This window comes from Pelotomaculum propionicicum (assembly GCF_004369225.1).
GTDB classification, from domain to species: domain Bacteria; phylum Bacillota; class Desulfotomaculia; order Desulfotomaculales; family Pelotomaculaceae; genus Pelotomaculum_B; species Pelotomaculum_B propionicicum.
Genome location: NZ_QFFZ01000017.1, coordinates 1 through 24,602 on the forward strand (window position 1 = coordinate 1; position 24,602 = coordinate 24,602).

General features: G+C 48.5%; 29 protein-coding genes. 1 reads left to right on the forward strand and 28 read right to left on the reverse strand.

Features of this window, described 5'->3' with window-relative positions; all coding sequences use genetic code 11:
• Positions 1 to 281: 281 nt before the first annotated feature.
• The 5 genes from Pmgp_RS09080 to Pmgp_RS09100 all read right to left on the reverse strand — a co-directional run bounded on the left by Pmgp_RS09080 (position 282) and on the right by Pmgp_RS09100 (position 4,766).
• On the reverse strand, positions 282 to 875 hold the full coding sequence (locus tag Pmgp_RS09080) for a hypothetical protein (RefSeq protein WP_134213671.1): 594 nt from the start codon (positions 873 to 875) through the stop codon (positions 282 to 284).
• A gap of 237 nt (positions 876 to 1,112) precedes the next feature.
• Complete coding sequence (locus tag Pmgp_RS09085) at positions 1,113 to 3,047, reverse strand: DUF2334 domain-containing protein (protein WP_192902863.1); 1,935 nt, start codon at positions 3,045 to 3,047, stop codon at positions 1,113 to 1,115.
• A gap of 222 nt (positions 3,048 to 3,269) precedes the next feature.
• Positions 3,270 to 3,716 carry a C-GCAxxG-C-C family protein gene (locus tag Pmgp_RS09090; RefSeq protein ID WP_134213673.1) on the reverse strand — a complete coding sequence of 149 codons (447 nt, stop codon included), beginning with the start codon at positions 3,714 to 3,716 and terminating at the stop codon, positions 3,270 to 3,272.
• 101 nt (positions 3,717 to 3,817) lie between these two features.
• Positions 3,818 to 4,099 (reverse strand): DUF503 domain-containing protein, encoded by a 282-nt coding sequence (locus Pmgp_RS09095; RefSeq protein WP_134213674.1) that lies wholly within the window; start codon positions 4,097 to 4,099, stop codon positions 3,818 to 3,820.
• A gap of 37 nt (positions 4,100 to 4,136) precedes the next feature.
• A complete protein-coding gene (locus Pmgp_RS09100; protein WP_134213675.1) occupies positions 4,137 to 4,766 on the reverse strand; it encodes an HAD family hydrolase in 630 nt (209 codons plus the stop codon).
• Positions 4,767 to 4,893: 127 nt separating this feature from the next.
• On the opposite strand from Pmgp_RS09100, the gene Pmgp_RS09105 reads away from it, so the two are divergent.
• Entirely contained in the window at positions 4,894 to 5,205 is a 312-nt protein-coding gene (locus Pmgp_RS09105) for a hypothetical protein (protein WP_134213676.1), read from the forward strand.
• Here the strand turns inward: Pmgp_RS09105 and Pmgp_RS09110 are convergent.
• The 23 genes from Pmgp_RS09110 to Pmgp_RS09220 form a co-directional block, all read right to left on the reverse strand.
• Complete coding sequence (locus Pmgp_RS09110; protein ID WP_134213677.1) at positions 5,156 to 5,920, reverse strand: metallophosphoesterase; 765 nt, start codon at positions 5,918 to 5,920, stop codon at positions 5,156 to 5,158. The genes Pmgp_RS09105 and Pmgp_RS09110 overlap by 50 nt on opposite strands.
• 269 nt (positions 5,921 to 6,189) lie before the next feature.
• A complete protein-coding gene (fliY, locus tag Pmgp_RS09115) occupies positions 6,190 to 7,503 on the reverse strand; it encodes a flagellar motor switch phosphatase FliY (protein ID WP_134213678.1) in 1,314 nt (437 codons plus the stop codon).
• Entirely contained in the window at positions 7,496 to 8,485 is a 990-nt protein-coding gene (gene fliM, locus Pmgp_RS09120) for a flagellar motor switch protein FliM (protein ID WP_134213679.1), read from the reverse strand. The genes fliY and fliM overlap by 8 nt, the downstream gene beginning before the upstream one ends.
• 283 nt (positions 8,486 to 8,768) lie before the next feature.
• Positions 8,769 to 9,143: a response regulator gene (locus Pmgp_RS09125; RefSeq protein WP_134213680.1), complete on the reverse strand. Its 375-nt coding sequence runs from the start codon at positions 9,141 to 9,143 to the stop codon at positions 8,769 to 8,771.
• Positions 9,144 to 9,175: 32 nt separating this feature from the next.
• Positions 9,176 to 9,790, reverse strand: a complete 615-nt coding sequence (locus tag Pmgp_RS09130; protein WP_134213681.1) for a chemotaxis protein CheC — start codon at positions 9,788 to 9,790, stop codon at positions 9,176 to 9,178.
• A 25-nt stretch (positions 9,791 to 9,815) separates the two neighbouring features.
• Positions 9,816 to 10,589 carry a CheR family methyltransferase gene (locus Pmgp_RS09135; RefSeq protein ID WP_134213682.1) on the reverse strand — a complete coding sequence of 258 codons (774 nt, stop codon included), beginning with the start codon at positions 10,587 to 10,589 and terminating at the stop codon, positions 9,816 to 9,818.
• On the reverse strand, positions 10,589 to 11,119 hold the full coding sequence (locus tag Pmgp_RS09140) for a chemotaxis protein CheD (protein ID WP_134213683.1): 531 nt from the start codon (positions 11,117 to 11,119) through the stop codon (positions 10,589 to 10,591). Before Pmgp_RS09140 ends, Pmgp_RS09135 begins: the two co-directional genes overlap by 1 nt.
• Positions 11,120 to 11,129: 10 nt before the next feature.
• On the reverse strand, positions 11,130 to 11,894 hold the full coding sequence (locus Pmgp_RS09145; protein ID WP_134213684.1) for a flagellar hook-basal body protein: 765 nt from the start codon (positions 11,892 to 11,894) through the stop codon (positions 11,130 to 11,132).
• A 248-nt stretch (positions 11,895 to 12,142) separates the two neighbouring features.
• Positions 12,143 to 12,931 carry a flagellar hook-basal body protein gene (locus tag Pmgp_RS09150; RefSeq protein ID WP_134213685.1) on the reverse strand — a complete coding sequence of 263 codons (789 nt, stop codon included), beginning with the start codon at positions 12,929 to 12,931 and terminating at the stop codon, positions 12,143 to 12,145.
• A gap of 88 nt (positions 12,932 to 13,019) precedes the next feature.
• On the reverse strand, positions 13,020 to 13,775 hold the full coding sequence (locus tag Pmgp_RS09155) for a FliA/WhiG family RNA polymerase sigma factor (RefSeq protein WP_134213686.1): 756 nt from the start codon (positions 13,773 to 13,775) through the stop codon (positions 13,020 to 13,022).
• Positions 13,776 to 13,818: 43 nt separating this feature from the next.
• A complete protein-coding gene (locus Pmgp_RS09160) occupies positions 13,819 to 14,472 on the reverse strand; it encodes a flagellar brake protein (RefSeq protein ID WP_134213687.1) in 654 nt (217 codons plus the stop codon).
• A gap of 11 nt (positions 14,473 to 14,483) precedes the next feature.
• The gene (locus Pmgp_RS09165) at positions 14,484 to 15,356 is read right to left on the reverse strand and encodes a MinD/ParA family protein (RefSeq protein ID WP_134213688.1); all 873 of its coding nucleotides are present in this window, start codon (positions 15,354 to 15,356) and stop codon (positions 14,484 to 14,486) included.
• Positions 15,337 to 16,650 (reverse strand): flagellar biosynthesis GTPase FlhF, encoded by a 1,314-nt coding sequence (gene flhF / locus Pmgp_RS09170; protein ID WP_134213689.1) that lies wholly within the window; start codon positions 16,648 to 16,650, stop codon positions 15,337 to 15,339. Before flhF ends, Pmgp_RS09165 begins: the two co-directional genes overlap by 20 nt.
• On the reverse strand, positions 16,647 to 18,731 hold the full coding sequence (gene flhA, locus Pmgp_RS09175) for a flagellar biosynthesis protein FlhA (RefSeq protein WP_134213690.1): 2,085 nt from the start codon (positions 18,729 to 18,731) through the stop codon (positions 16,647 to 16,649). Before flhA ends, flhF begins: the two co-directional genes overlap by 4 nt.
• 11 nt (positions 18,732 to 18,742) lie before the next feature.
• On the reverse strand, positions 18,743 to 19,819 hold the full coding sequence (gene flhB, locus Pmgp_RS09180) for a flagellar biosynthesis protein FlhB (RefSeq protein WP_134213691.1): 1,077 nt from the start codon (positions 19,817 to 19,819) through the stop codon (positions 18,743 to 18,745).
• A gap of 1 nt (position 19,820) precedes the next feature.
• Positions 19,821 to 20,591, reverse strand: a complete 771-nt coding sequence (gene fliR / locus Pmgp_RS09185; protein WP_134213692.1) for a flagellar biosynthetic protein FliR — start codon at positions 20,589 to 20,591, stop codon at positions 19,821 to 19,823.
• 40 nt (positions 20,592 to 20,631) lie between these two features.
• Positions 20,632 to 20,901 carry a flagellar biosynthesis protein FliQ gene (fliQ, locus tag Pmgp_RS09190; RefSeq protein ID WP_134213693.1) on the reverse strand — a complete coding sequence of 90 codons (270 nt, stop codon included), beginning with the start codon at positions 20,899 to 20,901 and terminating at the stop codon, positions 20,632 to 20,634.
• Positions 20,902 to 20,913: 12 nt separating this feature from the next.
• Positions 20,914 to 21,666: a flagellar type III secretion system pore protein FliP gene (gene fliP, locus Pmgp_RS09195; RefSeq protein ID WP_243119789.1), complete on the reverse strand. Its 753-nt coding sequence runs from the start codon at positions 21,664 to 21,666 to the stop codon at positions 20,914 to 20,916.
• On the reverse strand, positions 21,656 to 22,165 hold the full coding sequence (fliO, locus tag Pmgp_RS09200) for a flagellar biosynthetic protein FliO (RefSeq protein WP_134213694.1): 510 nt from the start codon (positions 22,163 to 22,165) through the stop codon (positions 21,656 to 21,658). Before fliO ends, fliP begins: the two co-directional genes overlap by 11 nt.
• Positions 22,162 to 22,542, reverse strand: coding sequence for a FliM/FliN family flagellar motor switch protein (locus tag Pmgp_RS09205; RefSeq protein ID WP_134213695.1), 381 nt, complete (start codon positions 22,540 to 22,542; stop codon positions 22,162 to 22,164). Before Pmgp_RS09205 ends, fliO begins: the two co-directional genes overlap by 4 nt.
• 122 nt (positions 22,543 to 22,664) lie before the next feature.
• Positions 22,665 to 23,156: a flagellar basal body-associated FliL family protein gene (locus tag Pmgp_RS09210; RefSeq protein ID WP_134213696.1), complete on the reverse strand. Its 492-nt coding sequence runs from the start codon at positions 23,154 to 23,156 to the stop codon at positions 22,665 to 22,667.
• A 41-nt stretch (positions 23,157 to 23,197) separates the two neighbouring features.
• Positions 23,198 to 24,019, reverse strand: a complete 822-nt coding sequence (locus Pmgp_RS09215; RefSeq protein ID WP_134213697.1) for a flagellar hook-basal body complex protein — start codon at positions 24,017 to 24,019, stop codon at positions 23,198 to 23,200.
• A gap of 185 nt (positions 24,020 to 24,204) precedes the next feature.
• Positions 24,205 to 24,594, reverse strand: coding sequence for a TIGR02530 family flagellar biosynthesis protein (locus tag Pmgp_RS09220; RefSeq protein WP_134213698.1), 390 nt, complete (start codon positions 24,592 to 24,594; stop codon positions 24,205 to 24,207).
• Positions 24,595 to 24,602 lie beyond the last annotated feature (8 nt).

Here is a 24,602-nt window from a genome sequence, read left to right on the forward strand (position 1 = left end):
GGTTGATCGCCTCCTATAAGTGACCGCCTTCTTGGTTGCCCAGTTATTACCAGTTGAGTATCTGGGATCAGTTTTTTATTGCCTTTTTTGCTTTCCCAGGACAAAATATTTTCCAGTTTTCTCGAAAATGGTGCTTGACATTTTACCGCTGGGCTTTTCCGTTTTAATAGCAACCTGCCTTAAATAAATTCTAATAAAATGTAAAACCCGGCGCAAGCCGGGCCTCAAATACACCTGCCAATTTATAATCATTTTTGCATTGTCCTCACTAAATACACCAGCTAGAAAGGCGCCGCTGAGAATCCCCTTGCTTCCGCAACCCGGCCGATTTCAGGCGGCGCACCCCTTTTCTTAAGCTGTGATTCCTGTATGGCCTGTGCTATTAAACAGCCAAGCGAGTCTAAAAAATAGTCGACATCTTCTTTAGCGCCCAGCAGCGGCTGGTGTTTATATTTTGTGGCAAACCGGTGCAAGGGCAATTCCTCCGGCGGCTTTCCCTTCTTCCTCCAGCGGACTGCGGTCCCCTGGTATATGATGACCGCGTTGGTATTGGCCAGCAGCACCAAATAATCTTCCCATAACCTGGCGTATGATGTCTCGCTGAGAGGGAAGGAAACGCCATCACGAAATACAAGCAGCCCTCTGCGGAAGTCGGGCTGACCTTTTTGGATGGCCTCATAGTCCGGCAACAGGCCTTTCCAGCGCCTGACCAGCTTTACGTAGAGTGAACGTGTGGATATTCTGTCAGCAATATCAACGATCCAGGTTTCACCCAGTTTGGGCTTGCCGCCGCCCGGTAACGGGAGGCAGAGTCCCTGCGGGCTGTTGCCTGCTATAGAAACGCCGTAAGGTATATTAAATGTTACTTTTAACAAAATTACACCCCCGCGTAAGGTAAGGACCCGTTTCTATAATTGTATAAAATTTTATGGTTTTTTTCATGAGACTTTCGTCCTAATTTGCCCTATAGGCCAAAGGGCAAAAAAAGCCCCCGTTAGGGGGCTGTAGACAATGTAGGTTCGATTTCAATCGAACAAGGCGCGTCAGCGCCGACATTGTTTTTGAGGTCAGTGCACCATTGTGCGAATAAATTCGCACCTACAACGCTCAGGTTAGTTCGAGCCCGCCGGGGGGCTGTTGTTTCTGTTCATTACTGAGATGGCTAGGTCAATGGGCGTCTGGCCTCCGAATTGACGCGATACCGCCAGGTCGGATTTTTTGTCACCGTCAAAATCGCCAACCAGGAACTGTCCGGCGGGGTCTTTGCCAAAAACCACAGGCCAGCTTTCAATTACAAACTGCTTATTCCTGGTAAGGATAAACTGCCATTTCCCGAGCGTGTTGTCATAAGCGATAAAATCGTCGACACCTTCACCGGTATAGTCACCTGTCTGCACCTGCCACCTGTCACCGGTTACAAAGCCCGCAATCCAGGGCTGTCCGCCGTTGTCAGCGGGAAGCTCAAATTTGTCCCCCGCACTAAGCGCAACCTGTATAGCCCCTGTATTCTTATTCAGTGCAGCGAGGTCTTTTTTACCGTCACCGTTAAAATCACCGGTTAAAATTTGCAAGCCCGCGCCCGCGCCCCAATTCTCCAGCCAGGGTCTGGCGGGAGTAAAGCTGTCTCCGGCACTCAGCGCCACATAAGCTGTATTCTCGTCCTGTACCCAAAACAGGAGACCATCCCTGCTGCTGTTATTATAACGTCCCGCAAAGAATTTAACCGTGCCCCCGGAAGCGTTGAAGCTGCCCCAGGGCTGCTGAGGGATAAATTTGCTGCCGTCACTCAAAGCGACATTTATCTCACCTGTTTTTTTATCCCAGGAAACCAGGTCTTTTTTTCCGTCATTGTTAAAATCACCGGCGGCAAATTCCTTTGTGCCTCCCTGCCCCCAGTTTTTGAGCCAGTCCGTGGTTGGGGCAAACGACTCTGGATTATATCTGGGCAGAAGCCGGTCCACCCGGCTTAGACCTGCTTGCCAAAGCCCCTTGGCCGGGTCCCCCGCTATAAGGTCAAAGCGCCCGTCTCCGTCAATATCACCAGACAGCAAAACCTTGCCCTTGCCGGCATTAAGGCCGGTTACACGCTCAGCCGGCAAAAAACCTATCAAGTCATAAACCGATACGAATTTATAGCCTCTCTCCTTAAAACCACTAATCAACCTTTTCAGATAAGAATCTGGTTCATGTGCGTAAAACTCTTTTCCCTGTGGTGTTTGCATCTTGTACAGGAATTTAAATTCCTGCGTAGGATGGTAAAAGAAACTGGCCAGGACTGCCGGATCATTTTTATCCAACTGGCTGAATATCCGTTCAACATCCTTGTCAACAGTTATATTATTAAGCGGGGCAGGCACAAAAATCACACTCTGGTTATCCATTCCCGTGCTGTCCCGTGAACTTATATTCTTTAGTGTCTTTTCCCACGGGTTGGGATCATAGAGCAGGCCAAAGTAATTCCCAAAGGTTTTATACTGGTCCAGCGATGCGGTATAGTGAGGTGTTTCCCAGTAATCAACCGGTATACCGGCCCGCTCCATTGCTGCCAGCGCTTTTTGGACCCTCTCTTCAGCGTAGGCCATCTTGGCATACTCCTGCCCACTCTTATCTGAAAACTCAAAGCCGGCGCCGGAAACTTCGTTAAGATGCTGGTGGGTGTACCCGTGCAGGCCTACCATCCCCCCCCTTTCCCGCATGTACATTATGGTTTTATTAAAGTCCCGGATCTGAAAAATTTCGGTATCCCCGACGCTTATTTCAATGTTGCTGGCCGGGTCTTTATAGACGGGTATCAGTGAAATTTGAAAAGGAACTCCTTCTTTATAAAGATAATCAGCGATCTTAACCAGTTTATCTAATTTTTCTCTGGTATCGTAAGTGCCGGGGTTTACATCTTCCAGTCTGATTAAGGCGAGTTTTTGCGAGGCTGCCCACGACGAGTCACCTTGATAATAGAGAGGCGCCGGGTAGAAAAACTCGCGGCCGATAAAGAATACGGCGATTATAATAATTATTGCGGCTGAAAGGTAAATTATTTTTCTTGACAATATGATCACCTTCGTAATAGACACTGAACTAGTTTTTTCTTAAGTTTTTAATTAATTTCAACATTATTCTACTTTATCCTTCTTTCCTTTGTTTGCAGACTCATAGACAGCCCAGGTTGATATAATCCCAATAATTGCATGTATTTTCCATTGTGAATTTAAGCCGTAAAAACACCGGCCAGAGCAGTCGGCACTGTTCCTTCCGGTGTGTTTTCTTAAAGCCTATTCTTTTTTTACCAGGCCCTGATCAATCAGGTATTCCATCAGGAGCTTACCGGTATTGCCGGTAATTTTTATGCAGTTTTTCAAATGTTCAGGTGTGTCGTACGGGTGCGGGTTAAGCACCCGGCAGCAAGTGCCGCCAAAACGGTCTTGAAATAAATCATGAAATTCATGGGCCGCGTTATAGCCTGGCTCACGATCCTTCTCGTTACTGGTCCTCCCCTTAAAAAGACCGATAATTGCCACCGACGCGTTCAGGGCGCCGCATACGCATCCGGCATGTCCGAACCCGCCTCCGAAACCGGTAAACATCCTGACCAGCCCGGCATCCAGTTCGGGGGCAACCAGATCCCGCATGGCAAGAAAAATAGACTCCGAACAGTTATAACCCTCCCTAAAATATCCTCCTGCCTTATTACGCGCCTCTAAAACAAGATCCTGACTCATGATCCGCCTCCCTTTTTTAACAATGTTAAGACCCTGAAGTCATTGTATCAAATTATCAGACTCTTTTGTTAAAATCATTATATATTTATAGAATGTTCCCTCTAGAGAAATTCGGTTTGGTAATCAGTGATAAGCACGCTGCCCTGTGCTTCTATGAACCTGACCACCGCCGCTAAAACCTGGTGTGCGTGAACTTTTTCAGAGCTTACAAAAGCAACGCCGATGACAGAGCGCTGCCAGGTATCTTGTTCACCCACTTCAGCCACAGAAACATTAAACCGGTTTTTAGTCCGTTCTATTACACCTTTAATTACTCTTCTTTTATCCTTAAGAGAAGCTGCTTCTCCCAGATGCAGCTCAACGGTCAAAACCCCTATAATCAATTAGATTGCCTCCATAGCATACCTTACCTTACATGCCTTACAGGTAGTTATTCAGTTCGTCCCACCGGTCAATCATACCGTCCGGCCGCAGGCTTGCCAGCTCCTCCCTGCTGCCAAGGCCCCAGGTTACGCCAAGTGTGCGGGAACCGGCGTTTTGACCGGTTATAATGTCAAATTTGCTGTCTCCCACATAAATAGTATCAGCCGCCTGTGTTCCCAAAAATTTTATGGCATTCAACAGAGGCTCCGGATCGGGCTTATGTTTCTTAACGTCGTGTGCGGTGATGATTACGTCCATAAAGCAATCCAGCCCGGTAAAAAGGGTGGTTCTAGAAGTGCCTGTCTTTCCCTTGGAAGTGACAATGCCCAATCTGACACCACGTTTTTTAAGCTGCTCCAATAAAGCGATGGTACCGGGATAAAGCCTGGTGAAAAGGTCAAGATCACGGTGGTAGTAATACTGGTAAAGCTCTTCAAAACGGGACGCGGCTTTCCCCGCAAAAAATTTGCCGATATCCTTTAAAGGAAGCCCGACCAACCTGGCCAGATCATTGTTGTTCCATGGTATCTTCATATCGGCGAATACCAGCCTGTAAGTCCTGAAAATAAGCGGCAGGGAATCCACCAGCGTACCGTCTAAATCAAACAATACTGCTTCAGTTCTCATTTAAAAACCCTTTCTGACTTGGAGACTTATTCATTAAGCTTATTTTTCACTTTTTTATAGTACCGGTTTAGTAAAAAAAATAGCATGGAGCTTTTAAAACCATATACTATAAAAAAGGGTTGCAAATATGTTTAATTTTAACCTCTTTAAAAGAAAAAAACCAGCCCGCAGTAAAGTTAACAGCTCACCTAAAAAAGTTTCTGTATTTGAAAACGGAACTGAAAACCAACTGGAAATAATAATAGGTGATATCTCGCTTAAAATAACCCGCAGTTCAGCGATACCACCCAGTAATGAGCTTACCGTTATCATTCCCAGGGCGGAAATCAGGCGCAGGCGCTATGAGCGAGGGCTGTTAGCCGGGACTGAAGAAATACTGCTTTCCAGCGTCACTCTGGTCGACTCGCCCCGTCACCCTCCTGAAAAGCCAGCTCTGTGATCAGGGCCGGAGTAAATTTGAGATAATCGGCGCTGACCAGGTGAAAGTTGATGCCCCAGGCCTGTCCCGGCAGGCGCAGCCGGGCGGCGGCGCCATGCAGGTGGCTGTAAACAACGTTGCCCACATTATACTTTTTAAACAGCTCAATAAATTCATTCATTTCATGCCGCTCGCTGGTCGGCATAAAATGGAGCATCGCGATAATCTCTTCAGCAGAGCCGGCTGCCCCTCTTAAAGAGTTTTCCATCCTGATCAATTCCCTGCGGTATATCTTCAAGTCATCTTCTTTAAAATAATCCGACCCGGGACACCACCAGCCCCTGGAGCCGCAAATGGCCAGACTGCCGACCCGCACGTGATCATTTTGGATTACCTTCATATTTGGGGGCAGTACGGCCCGCACTTTAGACAGGCTCTGCCACCAGTAATCGTGATTGCCTGCCAAACAAATAATCCGGCCCGGCAGCCGGCCGAGAAAATCCAAATCAAAGCGGGCCTCGTCCAATTTCAAAGCCCATGAAATATCGCCGGGCAGTAGAACCAAATCCCCGGCGCTGACCGTATTAGTCCAGTTTTCATATATTTTACGGTAATGTTCATGCCACTCCGCACCGAAGACGTCCATAGGCTTGTACTGCTCAACACATTCCCATCGCTGCGGGTCAACCGGCCGGCTAAAAGAGAGATGGACATCACCAATAGCGTAAATCTTCAATTTGTCCTCACCTGTCCACCCTTCTAATTTAACCCTTTTCCCGGAGAAATAAAAGGCAAAAGCCCCTAGAGGGCTTGGTTTGTAGAGAAAGCCGTCCATACCGCTGATGCGGCAGCAACGGATTAGAAACTGTAGGTTCGATTTTAATCGAACAAGGCGCGTTAGCGCCAAATTTGTTTGAAGCCATTACGACATTGTGCGACTAAAGTCGCACCTACAATTTGTAGGTAACATCATTATCAGATTAGTCTAAGCCCTAAAGGGGCTTTTTATCTGTTGAGATTTTTGATTCTTTCCTCGGGGCCGATGATGTTGGTGATGCGGACCCCGAAGTTCTCATTGACAACAACCACCTCGCCCGTCGCCACCAGGGTGCCGTTGACCAGAACCTCCACCGGCTCATCAACCAGGCTTTGCATTTCAACCACAGAACCTGGCGAAAGGCCTAGTATGTCTTTAATCGGCCACCTGGTCCTGCCAAGCAGGACAGTGACTTTAAGGGGTATATCCAAAATCATGTCCAGGCGCTGCTGGTCAAAGCCGGGCGGCGCCGTCACGGGCCTGGCCGGTGAGGACGGGCGGGGAACTGCTTTAACCGGTTTTACTGCAGGCGGCTCTTGTGGCAATTCCGGTTCGGCAGCAGCAAAAGGCGCCGCTTCGGCTGGTACCTCCATCAGGAATTCTTCGAAACCGGCCGGTTGAACAATCTCACCTGAAGCGCTTGAGTCAGCTAAATCAACAGGCTGGCTTTCCTCTTCAGCCGGGGGTGTAACTGCTTCCTCACCAAAAAGCTGGCCAAGAATCAGCCCCGCTTCCTCCCTGGCAGTGTCCAGCCCCATAACCTGCATGATTTGCGTGTAGAGGATATCGCCTATAGACATATCAAACCATACAGTGACAATAGGTCCCTCCGTGGTAATATTCAGGTAGTCCAGGTCCTCGGAATTATGACATACCCTGGTCTCCGGGGGAGAAATATTTACTGTGCGGTTGAACATTGTAGCCATAGAGGTGGATGCTGAACCGATCATCTGGTTCATCGCCTCGGAAGCCGCGCTGACTCCGATCTCGTTCAACTCTTCGGTTATATTTGACCCGTCGCCGCCCATCATTAAGTCGGCCAGAACAGCCGCGTCCTGGATTTTCATGATCAGCAGGTTAAAACCGGAAAGCCCTTCAATAAAGCGTACAAATATGGTTATATGAGGGATGGCGAAACTGTCAAAAAGCTCTTTCAGGCTGGTGATGGTTACCCTGGGACTGGTGATATTCACCTTTTGGTTAAGCAGCATGGAAAGTGTGGTTGAAGCCGAACCCATGCAGATGTTCCCGACTTCTCCCAGGGCGTCTTTCTGTTCATCTGTTAAACCTGCTTCAGGTTCTTTTGCTCCGGATTCTATTGCACTTGTTTCCACAGCCGCGCTTGCCGGCTCAGGTTCTCCGGAAATACCTTCTTGAGCTAAGACTTCCTGCAGCGGTATTTCCACAAAATCCGCGTCAGCAGACTCTGGCTGAGACGGCTCAGCATCTTGAGCATTAAGCAGAGCGTCTATCTCTTCTTGTTTTAGAAGCCTATTAGACATCCTTTTCACCCTCCACCAACGCGGTAATTTGTACGGCAAGCTGTTTATTTAAAGTTCCTGCCTGCACTTTAAATTTTAACTGCTCACCAATATACAGATCCATATCCTGGTCCACTCTTCTGTCCAGCAGTAAAACATCGCCCTCCTGCAGCTGCAGGAAATCATTGACGGTCACCCAGGTTTGTCCGGAAAGGACTGTGAGTTCAACTGTGGGCAGTCCCAGCCAGTGCTCCATTTTCTTTTTTTCCACGTCATCAATATCTGACGGGTGCGGTTTGAAACGTCTTTGAATACTCATCTGGGATACCATTGGGTCAAGCAGGGGAAAAGGAAGGCAGAGGTTGATAAACCCTTTGGCAGATTCACCTACCTGCGTGGAGAATGACACCAGGGCCACTATTTCATTAAAAGAGAACATCTGATGCAAATGCGGGTTTGTCTCGATGGAATCAACGGAAGGCTCCACCTGGACTATATCTTTCCAGGCTATGGCAAGGTTATCCAGAATCTTTACAGACAATTTTTGAACTACGGACAATTCTATGTCAGTCAAATCGCGAATGGTTTTCGGACTTTCACCGTTGCCCCCGAAAAAGAGGTCGATCATCGGAAAGAGAAACATAGGATCAAACTGGATAATACCTGTTCCTTTCAGGGGACTCATAGAGAAAATCATCAGAACGGTCGGACTAGGAATAGAACGGATAAAATCCTCATAGGTCAACTGGTCGACTGAAACAACCTCAATCTGAATATTGTTTCTCAAATAACCGGTTAAAAAGTTGGAAAGAAGGCGGGCGAAACTACTATGTAAAACCTGCAAAGTCCGCAGCTGCTCTTTGGAAAACTTGTTGGGGCGACGGAAATCATAACGCTTGTAATCTATTTGTTTAACATTTTCCTGCAGTTCACTAATCTTGACATCACCGGTTGACAGGGCATCCAGCAACGCGTCAATCTCATTTTGTGATAGAATATCCATCAGTAAACCCCACAGTTCGGTAGTCGGTAGTCAGTAGTAGGTTGTCGGTATATACTGCATTCTTTTCGGGTCCTAGGACCATAAAATTATCATATTACAATAGCTTTTTGCGTGCAACTTGCTTGTTTATCTGAAAAGCAAATAAACCTGCAGGTGGGATTGATCAGAACACTGCAGTTTGGACATTCTTTTCATCGATAGCGACGCAGGTATACTAATACTTTGTGCGAATGAATTCGCACCTACATCTTCTCACGTCCCACGTCTCAATACCCACGTCCCATTACTGTTCAGCCCTGGCCAGAACTCTGCCAATGGCCTGCAGGATGCGGTCCTGTTGAAAAGGTTTGACAATAAAGTCTTTAGCACCGGCTTGAATAGCTTCCATTACCATGGCCTGCTGGCCCATTGCGCTGCACATAATTATGTTGGCATTGGGATCAAAACCCCTGATGGCCTTCACCCCTTCTATGCCGTTCATTTCCGGCATAGTGATATCCATGGTGACCAGGTCCGGTTTCAGTTTCTTGTACAGTTCCACCGCAACCTGACCGTTCTCAGCTTCCCCGACAACATCGTAGCCATTTTTGGACACGATGTTTTTGATCATCATCCTCATGAAAGCTGCGTCATCCACGATTAGAATACTTTTAGCCAAGCTCAATCTACCTCCCGTATTCTCCTTTGTTCCTAAGCCATGCCCAGGGCAGCAAAAAGGCTGCTCAGTGAACCAGTCTCAGGCAACAGGAAAAAGTGCCCTTTAATGCGGTCGTTATTTTGATAAAACAGTGTTTCAATTACCAAGATTTGGTCATCCCAGTATCCGCTAGCCACCAGTGAAGTGCTAAGGAGCGCCCCCAGCATATCAAAAGCAAACATCGGCACTGTTGTGTTCATATTCAAACCGGTCATACCGCCAATAGCATTGATGAAAGAGCCGGTCAAAACGTTTCCGATCTCAGAAACGGCAGATTGGCCGAGTTCGTCAAGTTCTTTGGTGGTGCCGAGTTCGTTCCCCATCAGCATATCTACCAGATCATAAGTGCTTTGCTCCGTGAACATAAACATAACTGTACCCGGGACATCGCCTTCCAGGCTTAAATCTACACAGGACACCACTTCCTCAAGCCCGCCCACCAGCGAGAAAACCTCATCAAAATCAAAAAAACAGGCTTGGGGCACAGCAATATCAATCTTTTTCTGGAGCAATTCGGCCAGAGCGGTTGCCGCATTGCCAAGCCCGATGTTACAGATCTCCCTGAGAGCGTCCATATGCATATCTGACATAAACCCGCTTTCAGCCATTTCCCCATCCCTTCCCGGAATTTTTTTATTTCTTGCGGTAAAAACAAGGGGCAAGTTTCTCGAAACCATATGCCCGGCAATTAAAAATCATTTCACTGGCGCCGATAAACAGTACTCCGCCTGAGTTTAACGCTCTGTAAAAATTCATGTATAACTTTTCCTGCGCAACCCTGTTGAAGTAGATTGCCACGTTGCGGCAGGCAATCAGGTCAAATCCCTGATCGTAGGGAGACAGCAACAGGTCATGCCGGCGGAAAAAAACTTTATTTTTGATACTGTCTATTAAATAGTGATTGTCGCCATCCCGTTTAAAATACTTGAGCAAGCGCAAACCGCTGACATTTCTGATCTGGTCCGGGGAAAAACAACCTTCCCGCGCTGCATTAAGGGCGTTTTGGTCAATATCGCTGCCTTCAATATAATGGCTTGCCCCGGGTGTAATTTCATCAAGAATAATAGCGAATGAGTATGGCTCCGCCCCATTGGCGCAGGCCGCGCTCCATATTTTCAGGCTTTTGCCGCCGGCTGACAGGGCTGGCAAAACATATTTCTCAAGATAATCAAAAAAGTGTTTGTCCCTGAAAAACTCGGAGATGTTTATAGTCAGGGTGTCAAGAAATTCTTTATAAGCGCTGCGGTCAGCGGCTAAAAGCCTGAAAAAACCGGCATAATCACCCAGGTTGACCCTGCGTTTTGCCATCAGGTTATCAAGCCTTCGCCTTAACTGGTTCTCCTTATATGAACCTAAATCGAGCTCGAAGCTGCCGCGAACTCTTTCCATAAAAACCGCAAATTCCATTAAATCACCTTTAGCGGGACGCCAACCGTACGGATCAGCACCTGTCCGTTAACAGTATCCAGGATCATGGTCCTGCCCCGGTTGCCGCCTACTTCTTCCGCCAGCACCTTAATGCCCAGGCGTTTTAAAGCGACGCGGGCGTTAGAAATATTGCGCTCACCTATGTTGAGCATAAACTTTTCGTTAGCGCCTGAAAACATCTGTGCCCCTCCGGCCATTTTAGCCTGAAGGTAGTTGACTTTACCCCCCCTGCGCCTTATTTCCGTTACCAGCAGGGGAATGCCCAAATCGGCAAATTTCGCGGGTTTAGTTACATTGTCAAACATAGTGCTGTCAGGGAGCATTATATGTAAAAGCCCACCGATCCTGTTTACCGGATCGTAAAGGGCAACTCCTACACATGAACCGAGTCCCATGGTAACTAACCGGTCCGGCTGAACTGAAACCTTCATCTCGGCAATACCAACATGGATTTCGGTAACGGGTGACGTCTGGCTTGAGGCTGCCGCCCGTCCCGGTGAATCCTGCATTCAAATCACCTTACTTCCGCATATTGTTCGCTAATCCCCACATCTCATCAGCGGTTTTAATAACACGGGAGCTAAAACCATAAGCGCGCTGCGCTTCAATTAAATTGACCGTTTCTTCCAGCAGGTCAACGTTGGAAGTTTCCAGACAGCCCTGGTTTACCGTACCATAACCATCTTCTCCGGGCACACCTGCCTGCGCTTCACCCGAAACCAGTGAGTAGAGGTTATTTCCTTCCGGTTTAAGGCCGGTCATGCTGGAAAATTTGTAAAGCTGAATTTGCCCGGCTTCGGTGGTGCTTCCCTCTTCGCCTGTGAATACTGTTCCGCTCTGAGTTATTACTATCTTGCCGGGATTAGCCGGCAACTGCACCCCTTCCAGCGTATAACCCGTAGGTGTGACCAGGCTTCCGTCCTGGTTCAGCGTAAAGTAGCCGTCACGTGTGTACCGCTCTTCGCCTCCCGGCAGCACAACCTTGAAGAAACCTTCGCCGTTAACTGCCAAATCAAGTGGCCGGTCAGTTTTAATAACATCACCCGGGGTATAATTTTTCACCACCGCGGTGATCATGGCGCCGCCGCCCACAGTCTGCTGCTGAACATTGTTCGAGATCGGGATGCCGTAGTTGTTCATTTCCTGGCTGGCAGCCTCAGCAAAAATAGCGGTGTCTTTTTTATAGGCGGTTGTGTTTACGTTGGCCACGTTACAGGCGATAATATCCATTTTTTGCATCTGAACGTTCATAGCGCTGGCCGCTGAATTAAGAGCCCTAAGCATCTCAATCACCTCTCTTTGGTAGCATAAACAAATTGACAGGATTAACAGGATTAATTCGGATTAACATGATTTAAAATAATTTTTTAAATCAAAAGACTAAATCATTTATCAGAGTTCAAATTTGCTTTTCACAAAAAGTAATTATTAATTCGCAATGATATAAGTAATTTTAATAAGTTCAAATATTAATTTAATTTTATAAAATTCTGTGAATCATGTTTTAATCCTGTTAATCCTGTCCTTGTTGTTTACTTAATCGTCCCCACCTGGTTAGCTGACTTGGAGAGGATTTCATCAAAAGTCTGAATCACCCTTTGATTGGCTTCATAGGTTCGCATTGCGGATACCAGGTTGATCATTTCGTCGGTGACGTTGACATTGGACATTTCTAAAAAACCCTGGGAGACAGTGGTTGACGCAGCCTGCCGGCCGCCTCCCGGCGGGGCTGTAAACAGTCCTTCTCCTTCTTTAGTGAGGCTGCCGGGGTCATCAAATTCAATCAAACGCAGTGTATCCACTACTGTCCCGTCCACCTCCATTTTGCCGTCACTGGAAACTTTGAATTTAGCGCTTCCGACATTGATCTGCCCGACTTCGCCAAGTATCCGGTTGCCTACGGCATCGGTGAGATATCCTTCCTGATCGACTCTAAAGGAACCGTTCCTGGTGTAAAAAATTCTCTCCGGCTCACCGGGCTGAACTGACTGCACAGTAAAAAAGCCAGGGCCATTAATCATTATATCGGTATCATTGCCAGTTTCCTGAACCTCTCCCTGTGAATGGTCAATTACAACACCCGACAGCAGCACTCCTGATCCCATTGTTCCAATCTGTTGTGACAGGTTTGACGAGGCAGCTCCACCTTTGTTCCGCCGGCCGCCCTGTTGAATTAAAAGCTGCTCCGGAAAGCTTTGTACTATGACTTCTTCTTTTTTATAGCCTGGTGTGGAGGCGTTCATAAGATTGTTAGAAATGCTTTCAACTTTTACCTGATGTACATCCATGCCAGTGGCGGCACTGTACAAACCTCTGAGCATTTTATTTATCCTCCTCAAATGAAATCTCACAGTTTCAATAAGTTATAGCACGAACAATTCATGTTCAATTGAAATTAAATTGCTTGATTTAATAAGCAGCCTGCTCCAGTTTGCTCCTCAACCTGTTTAAAGCCCTGGTGTGCAGTTGGCATACTCTGGACTCGGAAACGTCCAGCACCTTCCCAATCTCTTTTAAAGTCAGTTCCTCCTGGTAATAGAGAGCCAGAACAGTCCTGTCCTTGTCCGGAAGTTCTTCAATAGCCTGCACCAACAGCCTTCTGCTTTCTTCCTTTTCAATCATGTCCAATGGATCGGGACTTTCAGGATCATGTATCATATCCCCCCACCTCACTCTTTCACCATCTGCCACGGATACTGTTTCATCAAGAGAGGACAATGAGAGAAGGTTAATCTGCCCCTCCAGCTTGTACAACTCCGCTACGGTAATCCCCATTGCTTCAGCCAGTGTCGCGTTTGGGACCTGTTCCCCTAGTTCCTTTTGCAGTCTTTCCCTGGTGGTATTTAAGAACTGGATCTTCTGCCATAATGTACGGGGGATCCAGTTTAATTTTCTTATTTCGTCAATCATGGCGCCGCGGATCCTGCTATAAGCGTACGCTTTAAAAGTTACCCCTAAATCAGGGTTGTATTTTTCCACAGCTTCCAGAAGACCGAAAACACCATAACTTTCAAGATCCTCCTGCCCGACAAAAGCCGGCAGTTTTACCGCCAAACGTCCCGCCAGGTATTTTACCAGGGACAGATGGGCCAATACGATTTCATTTTTAAGATTGGCATCTTTTGTGTTACGGTATTCCCGCCAAATCTCTTCTTCAACTGCCATAGCTTTTCACCCCGCCTTCAAGGAAACCGCTTTATGTAACAATCTAGCTGAGACGCCTTTGTTCGGACATTTTGCAAAAAATATAACGGACAATCAGGTCCTGCTGTCTGCGGCTGATCTCTATGAATTGTACAGCAGCCTGAAATAACTCCAGGTGTTCATCCGGCAGGGATCTCACCACCCTGCCCATTATTTCCAGACATTCCAGTCTGTTTTTTATTGGAAGGTCAATCTTTAGCAGAAGTTTGGCGCCTACCGGAAGATCCTTTTTTAGCAACAGCCGGATGCCGCCGCCGCTCAAGTCGAGACTGGTACTTTTGATAAACTCATATTGATTCCCTTCCTCAGGGACTTCAGCGTACATAACTTCAAGGATAGTGGGTATCCTGACAAACTTCCTCAGCTGTATCCGCCTGCAGGTTTCAGGCAGGGCCAGCGCGTACATGGGAATATTATCATAACGCCAGCCAATTACCTTGGTTTTAAACTCATACCTGGTCGAGTCTGAGATAAATGATACTTCAATTAAGTCACCTGCGTTTAAGCTTAACGGATTTGTACCTCTGGTCGGGATCGCAATAGTTAACTCCCTGTCTTTGATATCCTGGATATTGGAAACATATAAGTTTCCCTTGTCGTTTTTAAGGTTCACCAGGATTTTCTGGTTGATCTGAATTAAATCCTTTACTTCAGCCAATGCCAGTCCCCCTAGCTGAACAAACCCATCAACTTATTCCAGAATCCTTCGTTAGGAGCTATCAGGCAGCCTTCCATCAGGGACGCCGCGATCCCGGCCACACTCCGGGAGGCCGGTGAGTTGGGGTTGGTTAAAAAATATGGCTGCTGGTTTTTCACCGCCTGGGTTACATGTTTGTCCTCGGGTATCCAACCCAGGAAATTTAGTTTTATTTCAAGAAACCTTCCGGTTGCGTTCGATATCCTGCCCATGGTGCGTGTGGCTTCCCGCCTGTCCGCCACACGGTTGACCACGATATTAACTTCCGAGTGCAGCTTAAAATTGGCCAGGATCTTGATTAAAGCGTAGGCATCGGTTAACGAAGTAGGCTCCGGCGTAACCACGATGATTACATCTTCGGCCGCGGCCACAAAGCCGAGTACGTTTTTGTTAATACCGGCGCCTGTGTCAATAAGCACAATTTCATCCTTGCCGATGAACTGGTTGAACATGCGCAAAAGCTGCTGCCGCCTGGAACGGTCAAGGTTAGCCATTTCCAGGAAACCGGACCCGCCGGAAATCACCCTGATCCCCATGGGCCCTTCAATAACTACCTCCTCCAGGGTCATACCGCCATAGAGCACTTCATACAGGCTATACGGGGGAATTATCCCGAGCAGGACTTCAGCGTTGGCCAGACCCAGGTCAGCATCAAAAATAGTGACCTTTTTGCCCATTTGCGCAAAGCACAGAGCCAGGTTTACAGAAAGAGAGGTTTTGCCCACACCGCCCTTGCCGCTGGATACGGCTATAGCCCTGGGACCCCAGTAATTCATGGTGTTTTCACTTTTAATTACATTTCCCTGGTAGATTGCCTGGCCTGTTCTAGGTAGCCACAATCTCATCGGGGTCGACCCCCTTGAAAAGTAATTTTGCGATTTTTTTCGGGTTAGCTTCACTGATATCGTCAGGTATTCTCTGGCCGTGCGAAATATAAGCCACCGGCGCTCCCAAATCACAGACCAGGTTTAAAATTGAGCCATGTGTTTCAGTCTCATCGATTTGGGTAAAGATAAATTTGGAATAACCCACCCTTTTAAATTCATAAGCCGTTTTGGCCAGGTCCCTGTTTTTCGCCGTGACGCTTAAAACCAAATAAATGTCTAGGGGTTCGCCCGGCGCCTCCAAAAAACCTTTCAGCTCAAGCACCTCACCGGGGTTCCGGGCTGAACGGCCGGATGTGTCTACTAGTATGAGATCTTTATCGGCATGTTTTTCCAGCGCCTTAACAAGTTCAGCCGGGGTCATCGCCACCTCAACCGGTATTTTAAGGAACTCGCCATGTGCTTTGAGTTGTTCCACAATACCCATACGGTAATTGCAGACTGCAACTATAGCAATCCTTTTGTTCTCATAAACACTAAATTTCGTTGCCAGCTTGACCAGCGTGGTGGTTTTGCCAACCCCCGGCGGGCCTACAAATGCCAACACCCTGGCAGAGTTATCAGAACGGTAGGCCGTTTCCATCAGGTCAGCCACCTGTTTTTGCAGGGAAAAGTAATACTGTGCACGGCTGTCTGCCGCCAGTTTTTGCTCACCGCCCAGATCATGCAGCAGGCGGTCAACAATGGCCTCATGTATTTCCATGTTCAGCAGCGTTTTCCGCCAGCCAGGTCCCGGGTCGCCGTTTTGTCCCGCCTTGATCTGTGTATTGACCATCGTTTCAAAAAGGGAACCGCGGGAGGGTTCAGGCCGGTCCTGACTCCCGGCGGTGATCCTGTTGGCCAGGGCGTCCTCCACCAGCTCTTTTTTCAGTTCCTGTGCTATAAGTTCAGACCTGTCAATTTCGCCCTCATTATCGTTATCCTCAAAATAACGGCTTTTCCGCCGGGCTCGCGCCTCCCCGCCGCCTGACTGGTAAGAAGCGTGAGGCCTGGCGGCGGCATTAAGCTCCCTTTCAGGAGAAGGCACATCGCCGGTAACAGCCATCTGGGCCGGCGGGCAGCCTACACTCAACTGTATTTCCGGGTTTTCATCCAGCACTGCCGTTACCTCCAGCAGGCGTGGTGAAAACAGCCCGATCAGGCCCTTGCCCGGGACTTTATAACTGCTTACAATAACCGCTTCAGATCCAAGATCCTGTTTAATCAACCGGATTGCTTCCTGCATCTCCCTGACTAGATAACGTTTAATCTTCAATCAAGCATCACCGTCCCGATTGCCTCAACCTCGACATTTGGCGCTATCTCATTCAGAGAAAGGACCGTAAGGTTGGGTAAAAATCTTTCAGTTAATCTTTTAAAAGGAAGCCTGTTCCGCGAGGAACAGAGGACCACAGGAGGAAGTCCCTGCAGTGTCAGCTTTTCAACCGAATCCTTCAGCCTGTTCAGGATTTGCCTGGCTGCCTGCGGCTCCAGGACGGGATAAGTGCCCAGCTGGGTCTGCCCGATAGAATCGGTAATCATCTGCTCCAATTTGGGATGCAGGGTAATAACTGAAATTTTATTAGATAAACCGGTATACTGGCGGCAGATAATTCTGGACAGGGACTGCCTGGTATATTCCGTCAGGTAGTCGGCATCCTTACTGTTCCTGGCCCCGTCAGACAGCGCTTCCAGGATAGTGGCCAGGTCCTTGATCGGCACCCTTTCTTTAAGCAGGTTCTGCAAAATCTTTTGCACCTCACCTAGGGTTAAAAGATCGGGCACCAGCTCTTCCACCACCACCGGTGTTTTTTCCTTAACAACATCCAGCAGCTCTTTGACCTCCTGCCGGCCTAACAGCTCGTGAGCATGCCGTTTGATAATTTCCGTCAGGTGAGTTACCAGCACCGTTGAACAATCGACCACGGTACAGCCGGCGAACTCAACCTGATCCCTGTCCCCGGCGGCTACCCACCAGGCCGGCAGCCCGAAAGTCGGTTCAGTGGTCGGTATTCCTTTTATCTCCAAATCCTGCCCCAGCGGGTCCATCGCCAGGTATTGGCCCGGCATCAGCTCGCCTGAGGCAATTTCCGCGCCGCGCAGCTTAAAAGAATAGGCGTTTGGCGCCAGCTGCAGGTTATCGCGGATACGAATCGGCCGCACGTAAATGCCCATTTCACTGGCACACTGGCGCCTGACAGCAGCCAGGCGCTGCAGCAGGTCACCGCCCTGGCCCTCGTCGGTAAGTGAAATCAGGTTGTAGCCAATTTCAATTTCAAGCGTATCCACCTGAAAATAAGCAAAAACATTTTCCGGTTCCCTTTTTTGCTCCTGAGCCTGCCTTGCCGCCGCCCTTTCCTGCTCCAGAGCCTTCTTTTTTTTCTCATCCTGGACCATGGTATATGAAATGTACCCGGTTGCGCCGGCCAGGGTCAAAAACAAAAAGTTGGGCATGGCCGGGACCAAACCAAGTATGAAAAGGATGCCGGCAGCCAACATCAGCACCTTGGGAAAGTTTGAAAACTGGGTGGAAATATCCTTGCCAAAGCTGGTGTCAGAGGTTGCCCTGGTAACCAGGATGCCTGTCGCGGTGGAAATCAGGAGCGCCGGTATCTGGGCAACCAGGCCGTCTCCTATGGTAAGGATCGTATAAGTCTGCACCGACTCCAACAGCCCCATGTTTTTTTGGACAACACCAATAATGAAACCACCTACAATATTGATCATAATGATGATAATGCCGGCTATGGCGTCACCCCTGACAAATTTGCTGGCGCCGTCCATAGCGCCAAAAAAGTCAGCCTCTCTTTGCAGGCGTTTTCTCCTGCCACGGGCTTCAGCCTCATTAATTAAACCGGCGTTGAATTCCGCGTCAATACTCATTTGCTTGCCCGGCATAGCGTCCAGGGTAAACCTGGCCGCGACCTCCGCCACCCTGCCCGCGCCGTTGGTAATAACCACGAATTGGATTACGGTAATAATTACGAAGACTACCATACCTACCACATAGTCCCCGCCCACCACAAATTCCCCGAAAGCGGCGATTACATTGCCAGCCGCGGCGTTGCTGAGGATCAGCCGGGTGGAAGAAATGTTCAGCGCCAGGCGAAAAAGCGTGGTGACCAGCAAAAGCGCCGGAAAAACGGAAAATTGAAGCGGCTCAACAGTGAACATGGTTATCAGCAGGATCACCAGGCCCAGCGTCATGCTGAGAGTGAGTAAAATATCAAGAACACCGGGAGAAAGCGGTATGATAATCAGCAGGACAATGCAGATAATCAGCCCCGCGACAATCATATCGCTGCTCTTTTTCAGATATGACTTTGCCGTTCCCAGTGAAATAGTTGGCGCAGCCATTGAAACCTCCGTTATACTGCCCTGTAATTCTCTCTGTCCTTGAGCCGGTATACCATGGCCAGGATTTGTGCTACCGCCCGGTAAATTTCCAGCGGGATTTCCTGACCGGGTTCAACTGATTGATAGAGGAAACGGGCTACTTCTTTGTCTTCCACCACCGGCACATTATTTTTTCCGGCAATTTCCCTGATCTGGGCGGCCAGCCAGCCTGCTCCTTTGGCAACGACCACCGGAGCGGACATTTCTCCCTGCCGGTATTTTAGAGCAACGGCCAGGCGGGTGGGGTTGGTGATAACTACCGTGGCCTGCGGCACTTCAGTGATAATCTGGTTTAAACTGATACTCCTGCGCATTTCACGCTGCTTGGCTTTAACCAACGGGTCACCCTCGGTCTGCCTGTATTCTTCCTTTACTTCCTGTTTGCTCATCATCATGCTTTTATTATAATCATAGCGCTGGTACATATAATCCAGAAACGCCAGGACCAGGTAAGCGAGCGCGCCCCACCAGGCCACCTTGATAATAAAGCCCAAAACACTCCCGTAGATTCCTTCCGGGGTCAAGTTGAAAACCAGCAGCAGGTCTCCTATGTTGGCTTTGATCAGGTAATAAGTAATCCAGCCTATGATGGTGAATTTTAATACTGATTTAACAAGCTCTACCAGGCTCCGCCTGGAAAACATTCTCTGCAGGCCGGACATCGGGTTAAGCAGTTCCATTCTTGGCTTTAAAGCCTCCGTGGAAAACAGAAACCCGACCTGTACAAAGTTGGAAGCCAGGACCACCAGCAACGCCACTACGAAAAACGGCGCCAACAGCTTTAGTGTAAACAGTGCCGCGCTTTGTAATATTGGCACGGGACTGCTCCCCAGAACCTGCTCATGAGCGATTTCACTGAAATAGCCTGTCAGGTAGCGCTGCAGATCCAAAAAAAACTGATCTTTGGTAACACTGAGCAGCGCGATCATGGCAAACAGCATCAGCGCCCCGGTCAGGTCGGCGCTCTTGGCCACCTGTCCCTTGCGCCGCGCCTCCTGTATCCGCCGTGGTGTCGCCTGTTCGGTTTTTTCCTGTCCGGGTCCGGCCATTTTACAACTGCACCCTCATTAATGTATAAAGATCCCGCTCAATAATATTAAAAATTGAACGGAGAACAGTACCCAGCAGCGGAATCAACAAACTTAAAGTCAGCAGGCCAACCGCTATCTTAATCGGGAAACCTGTCAGAAACACATTAATTTGAGGTGCCGTCCGGGCTAAGAAGCCAAGCGTCAGGTCGGCTATTAAAAGCACAGCCAGTATCGGCGCGCTGACCTGAAGGGCGATGGTAAATGCGCCTGCGAAGATTTTTAACAGTACTAAAGAGACGCTGTTATCAAATGAAGCCGCATTTAAGGGCACAATCTGGTAGCTTTTGGACAAAGCCATGATCAAGGTGTAGTGCCCGTCAATCAACAGCCAGAAAATCAGAGCCAGAAGGTAAAGATACTGTGCCACAAGTGTGTTCTGTGTCCCGCTGGCCGGATCGACAATTGAGGCCATGGAGTACCCTATTTGAAAGTCAATCATCTGCCCGGCCATCCTGATACTGTTAAGAACCATTGTAACCGCAAGGCCGAGCAAGAGCCCCAGGCCTGTCTCACTGATCACCGCCAGGCCGTAACCCCAAAGTCCTTCCGGCAGTGACGCCGCAGTGTCAGCTGGCAGCACCGGATAGACCACTATAGCCAGGGCCAGGGAAAAACCTATTTTAAGTAAAGGCGGAACCCCACCGAACGCCAAAAGCGGGCCGGCCATCATAAAGGCCAGCGCCCTGAGAAAAACCAAGAAAAACACAGAAACCTGGCTGAAATCGGGCAAGTCAAGCCCCCCGTCATCACATCTGATAAGCGTTATCTATTCAACGAATTACGTTTGGTATCTGTGAATACAGGTTGGTGGTATATGTTACCGCGCTGTTCAGCAGCCAGGAGCCCAGGACCAGTATAACCACAAAAACGCCCACTATTTTAGGCACCAGATTCAGCATTTGGTCCTGAATCTGCGTAGTGGCCTGAAGTATACTGATAATCAGCCCGATCAGCAGGGCTGCCAGCATAGCCGGACCGGCCAGGAGCAGGACCATGAAAAGAGCGTCCCGCGCCAGGTTAATCACAAAGGTCTGGGTCAACACTCCGCCCCCTTACCTGAAACTTTCAACAAGCGATTTAACCACCAGATACCACCCGTCTACCATCACAAAAAGCAGCAGTTTAAAAGGCAAAGCTATCATCACCGGCGGCAGCATAAACATACCCATAGACATAAGAATGCTGGCCACCACCATGTCGATAACCAGAAAAGGAATAAAAAGCAAAAAACCAATTTCAAATGCTGTTTTCAACTCACTGATAATAAAAGAAGGAATAACCACGTGCATAGGGACATCTTCCGGCGCAGCAGGTCTTTCTATTTTGGCCAGGTTGATGAATAAAGCCAGGTCTTTCTCTCTGGTCTGCCTCAGCATAAAATCGCGCAGTGGTTTTGCCCCCAACTCCTGGGCCTGCTGCTGGTTAATCTCACTCCTCAAAAATGGTTGGACTGCTTGCTCGTTGATCTGCTTGTATGTTGGAGCCATAATAAAGACGGTCAGGAAGAGAGTCAGTCCTATCAGGATCTGGTTGGCCGGCGACCCCTGAACACCAAGCGCCGTGCGCAGCAGTGACAAGACAATGATAATCCTGGTGAAGGAAGTCATCATAATCAGGATGGCCGGCGCCATGGACAAAACTGTTAACAGCAACAGCAGCTTAACAGTGTCCACCACCTGCTCGGGACCGTCGGAAGGGGTTATGTTTAAATCTACCGCGGGCAGAGGCGCCGCGGCAGTTTCCCGGGTCAGTAAAAATATTAGTGATACTGCCAACAGCAGGATTACCGGGAATTTAAACTTCAACCTTTTTTTCACCCTTTTCGCTGTCACCAATCCTTTTGGACACCCTGTTCATAACACTTCCCCCGGCTTGCGCAGACTGCCTTGTAATCAGGTTAATACCAACCCTGAATTTTTCAAACAGAATCCCGGGTATATTTTTGACTTCACCCTCATTTCCGGCTTCCCGCAGCTGGCTGTATTCCTCAATGGTATGCGGCGTCAGTTCCACAGCACTGGCAATTTTTATATCCTCAAGCTCAGGCAGCTCCCCAAGTTCCTTAATCAAGGTAATTGAACCGTCCTGGTGAGCCAGGAGAAAATACGCATCTCCCAGAGTTACAAGGCTGAGCGTGGTCTTTGGCCCCAGGGGAAGCTGTTCCACCAGTCTCATCCTGCGGTTTCCGGCAGTCATGACGTAACGGCGGGCTACACCATACTTTAAAACCAGGTAGGCCAGGCCCAGGACAAGGGGCAGGGCCACCAGCATACGCACTATCGCCCAGACAAGGTCACTGCTCATGCCAGTCCCTCGGACAGCTTCGCATGATAAGCATGGTTGATAGAAACAATCCTTACACCAAAAGATTCATTGATGACCACTACTTCGCCCTTGGCGAAACGCTGCTGGTTCATAATAATCATCACTTCATCGCCCACAGCTTTGTCCAGTTTGATCACGGAACCAGCGGCCAGGCCCAGCAACTCTCTTACCTTTAGCCACGCCTGGCCGAGTTCCACGCTGATTTCTATCTGGACATCCTCAAGGTGGGACAGACTGGTTTTAACCCTATCTATGCCTCTTACAGCCTCAAGGGAGGGGAACTTTACTTTTTTAATGCCGGCGTCACCGGTGTTCGCGCCAGCCAGAAAGTTTCTGATTTCCTCTTCAGTCAACACAGTCCGTTCCCCCAATTTCAGTAGTGGGTTGTCAATTCGGTAGCCGGTAGTAGGATTGCTTGATGGAATTCGCTTTGCGAATTCCTTCCCCATTAAAAATACTAACGACTAAACCTCTTATTCTACTGGACGAGAAAATCGGTAAAATAGACGCCTGTTATCTCGCCCGCATCAAGCTTGTTATTGATCTCCTCGATAAGGCTGCTTTTCAGCCCCTGGAGGGCACTGGCGTTGCTTACTTCCGCGAGTGTCTTAGAACGCAGGGTTGCAATAATTACATCTGATACTATGTGCTTCTTCTTCTTCAACTCTTCCGCCAGCTTCTTGTTTTTTGGATAATCAATAGTTACCTTAGCCCTGAGATAATGAGAACTGCTCCCGTTAAGGTTCACAATCACCTCGCCCATATCAAGGCTTTCTTTTTCCTCTACTTTGGTTTTCTTAACCTCGCCTGCCTGAGCGGCCGGTCTGAGGAAGAACATATAGGCGCCGGCGGATGAACCTGCCAGCAGTACCAGTATCACTAAAACAATTAAAATAGTTTTTTTCTTCTTTGGCTTTCCGTTTTTTCCTGCTTTTTCTTCATTATTCTCTGAAATTTTTGTCTTGGCCAAGGTATCACCCGCTTTTTTCAGCAACTTTTTATAGCAAAAATTTACTGTTTGATATTCAGCAGTTCCTGCAGCATCTGATCTGAAGTGGTTATGGTCCTGGCGTTTGCCTGATAACCGCGCTGGGTTGTAATCAAATTGGCAAATTCGTCTGTGAGGTCAACATTGGACATTTCCAGGTAGCAGGAGTTGATCGTAGAATTCGCTACACCCGTGTCGGCGGTACCCGCTATATTCATCGTTACGGGACCGGATGCGGCACTGGCCTGGTAAAGGTTTTGCCCGGCTTTTGTAAGGCCGGTGTCATTGGGGAAGGTTCCCAGGCCTATCTGATAAGTATTGGTACCAGCACTGTCTGTTACCACAATCTCGCCGGTATTAGAAATGGTTAAGGAACTGATTGTTTCGGGCTGATCACTGACGTGGATAATTGCACCGGCATCATCACATAAATAATAACCATTGGAATTTACCAGGTCCCCGTTATTATCCAGGTAAAAACTTCCTTCACGAGTAAAGAAAGCCTCATCATCAGCGTCGCCGCTGTCCTTTTTAATCATGAAGTAACCGTTACCCTCGATAGCCAGGTCCAGAGTACGTCCGGTGGACTGTAGCGCGCCCTGCCCCATGTTGTTGGCAATCCCGGCAACCGTGACGCCCAGACCCACCTGACTCGGGTTGACACCGCCGGTTGTACCGTCGCCTCCAACGGGCGAGCGCAGGGACTGGTTGAGCAAATCCTGGAAATTGCACCTGGCCGACTTAAAACCAACCGTGTTTACGTTGGCTATGTTATTGCCTATGACATCCATACGGATTTGGTGGTTTTTCATACCCGAAACACCGGAGTAAAGAGATCTGATCATTTTTATTCTCCTTTCAATTAGGCCGCCTCCTTCGTTCAGCGGCCACGCAGCCTCCTTTCGGGCCGGCTGCAAAATTAGTAGTGGGTAGTGGGTCGTGAGTCGTGGGATTATTAGGTATTTCTTACGGGTCCTTAGACCTTATAAACCATCATTCAATCAATTTCACACGTCTCACGTCTCAATTCTCATTTCACAATTACGGCGCTGTCGATGTTGGTAAAGACATGATCCTCTGAAGATTTGCCGTCCACGGCTGTCACCACTGTTTTATTGCGTACGCTGGTAATCAGCGCCAAATCACCGTAAATTATCAGTGATTCCCTTGATCCTTTGGCCTCGGCCTGCCTTACCGCTTTATCAATCTTGGCCAGATCCTCGCTGGCGAGGACTATATTTCGTTCTTTAAGCCTTTTTTCCGCGTGCGCTGAGAATTTTAGCCCCTTACTTTTTTGAAACTCTAATTCCAGCGCCTTTTCAAAGGCAAAATCATTTACTTTTAAATTGGCCTGCTTCCCTTTGGGAGCAGCACCCGGCAGTGGCCCCGCCGGTTTAATTGGTCTTATGTCGCGGTCCATATCCCACC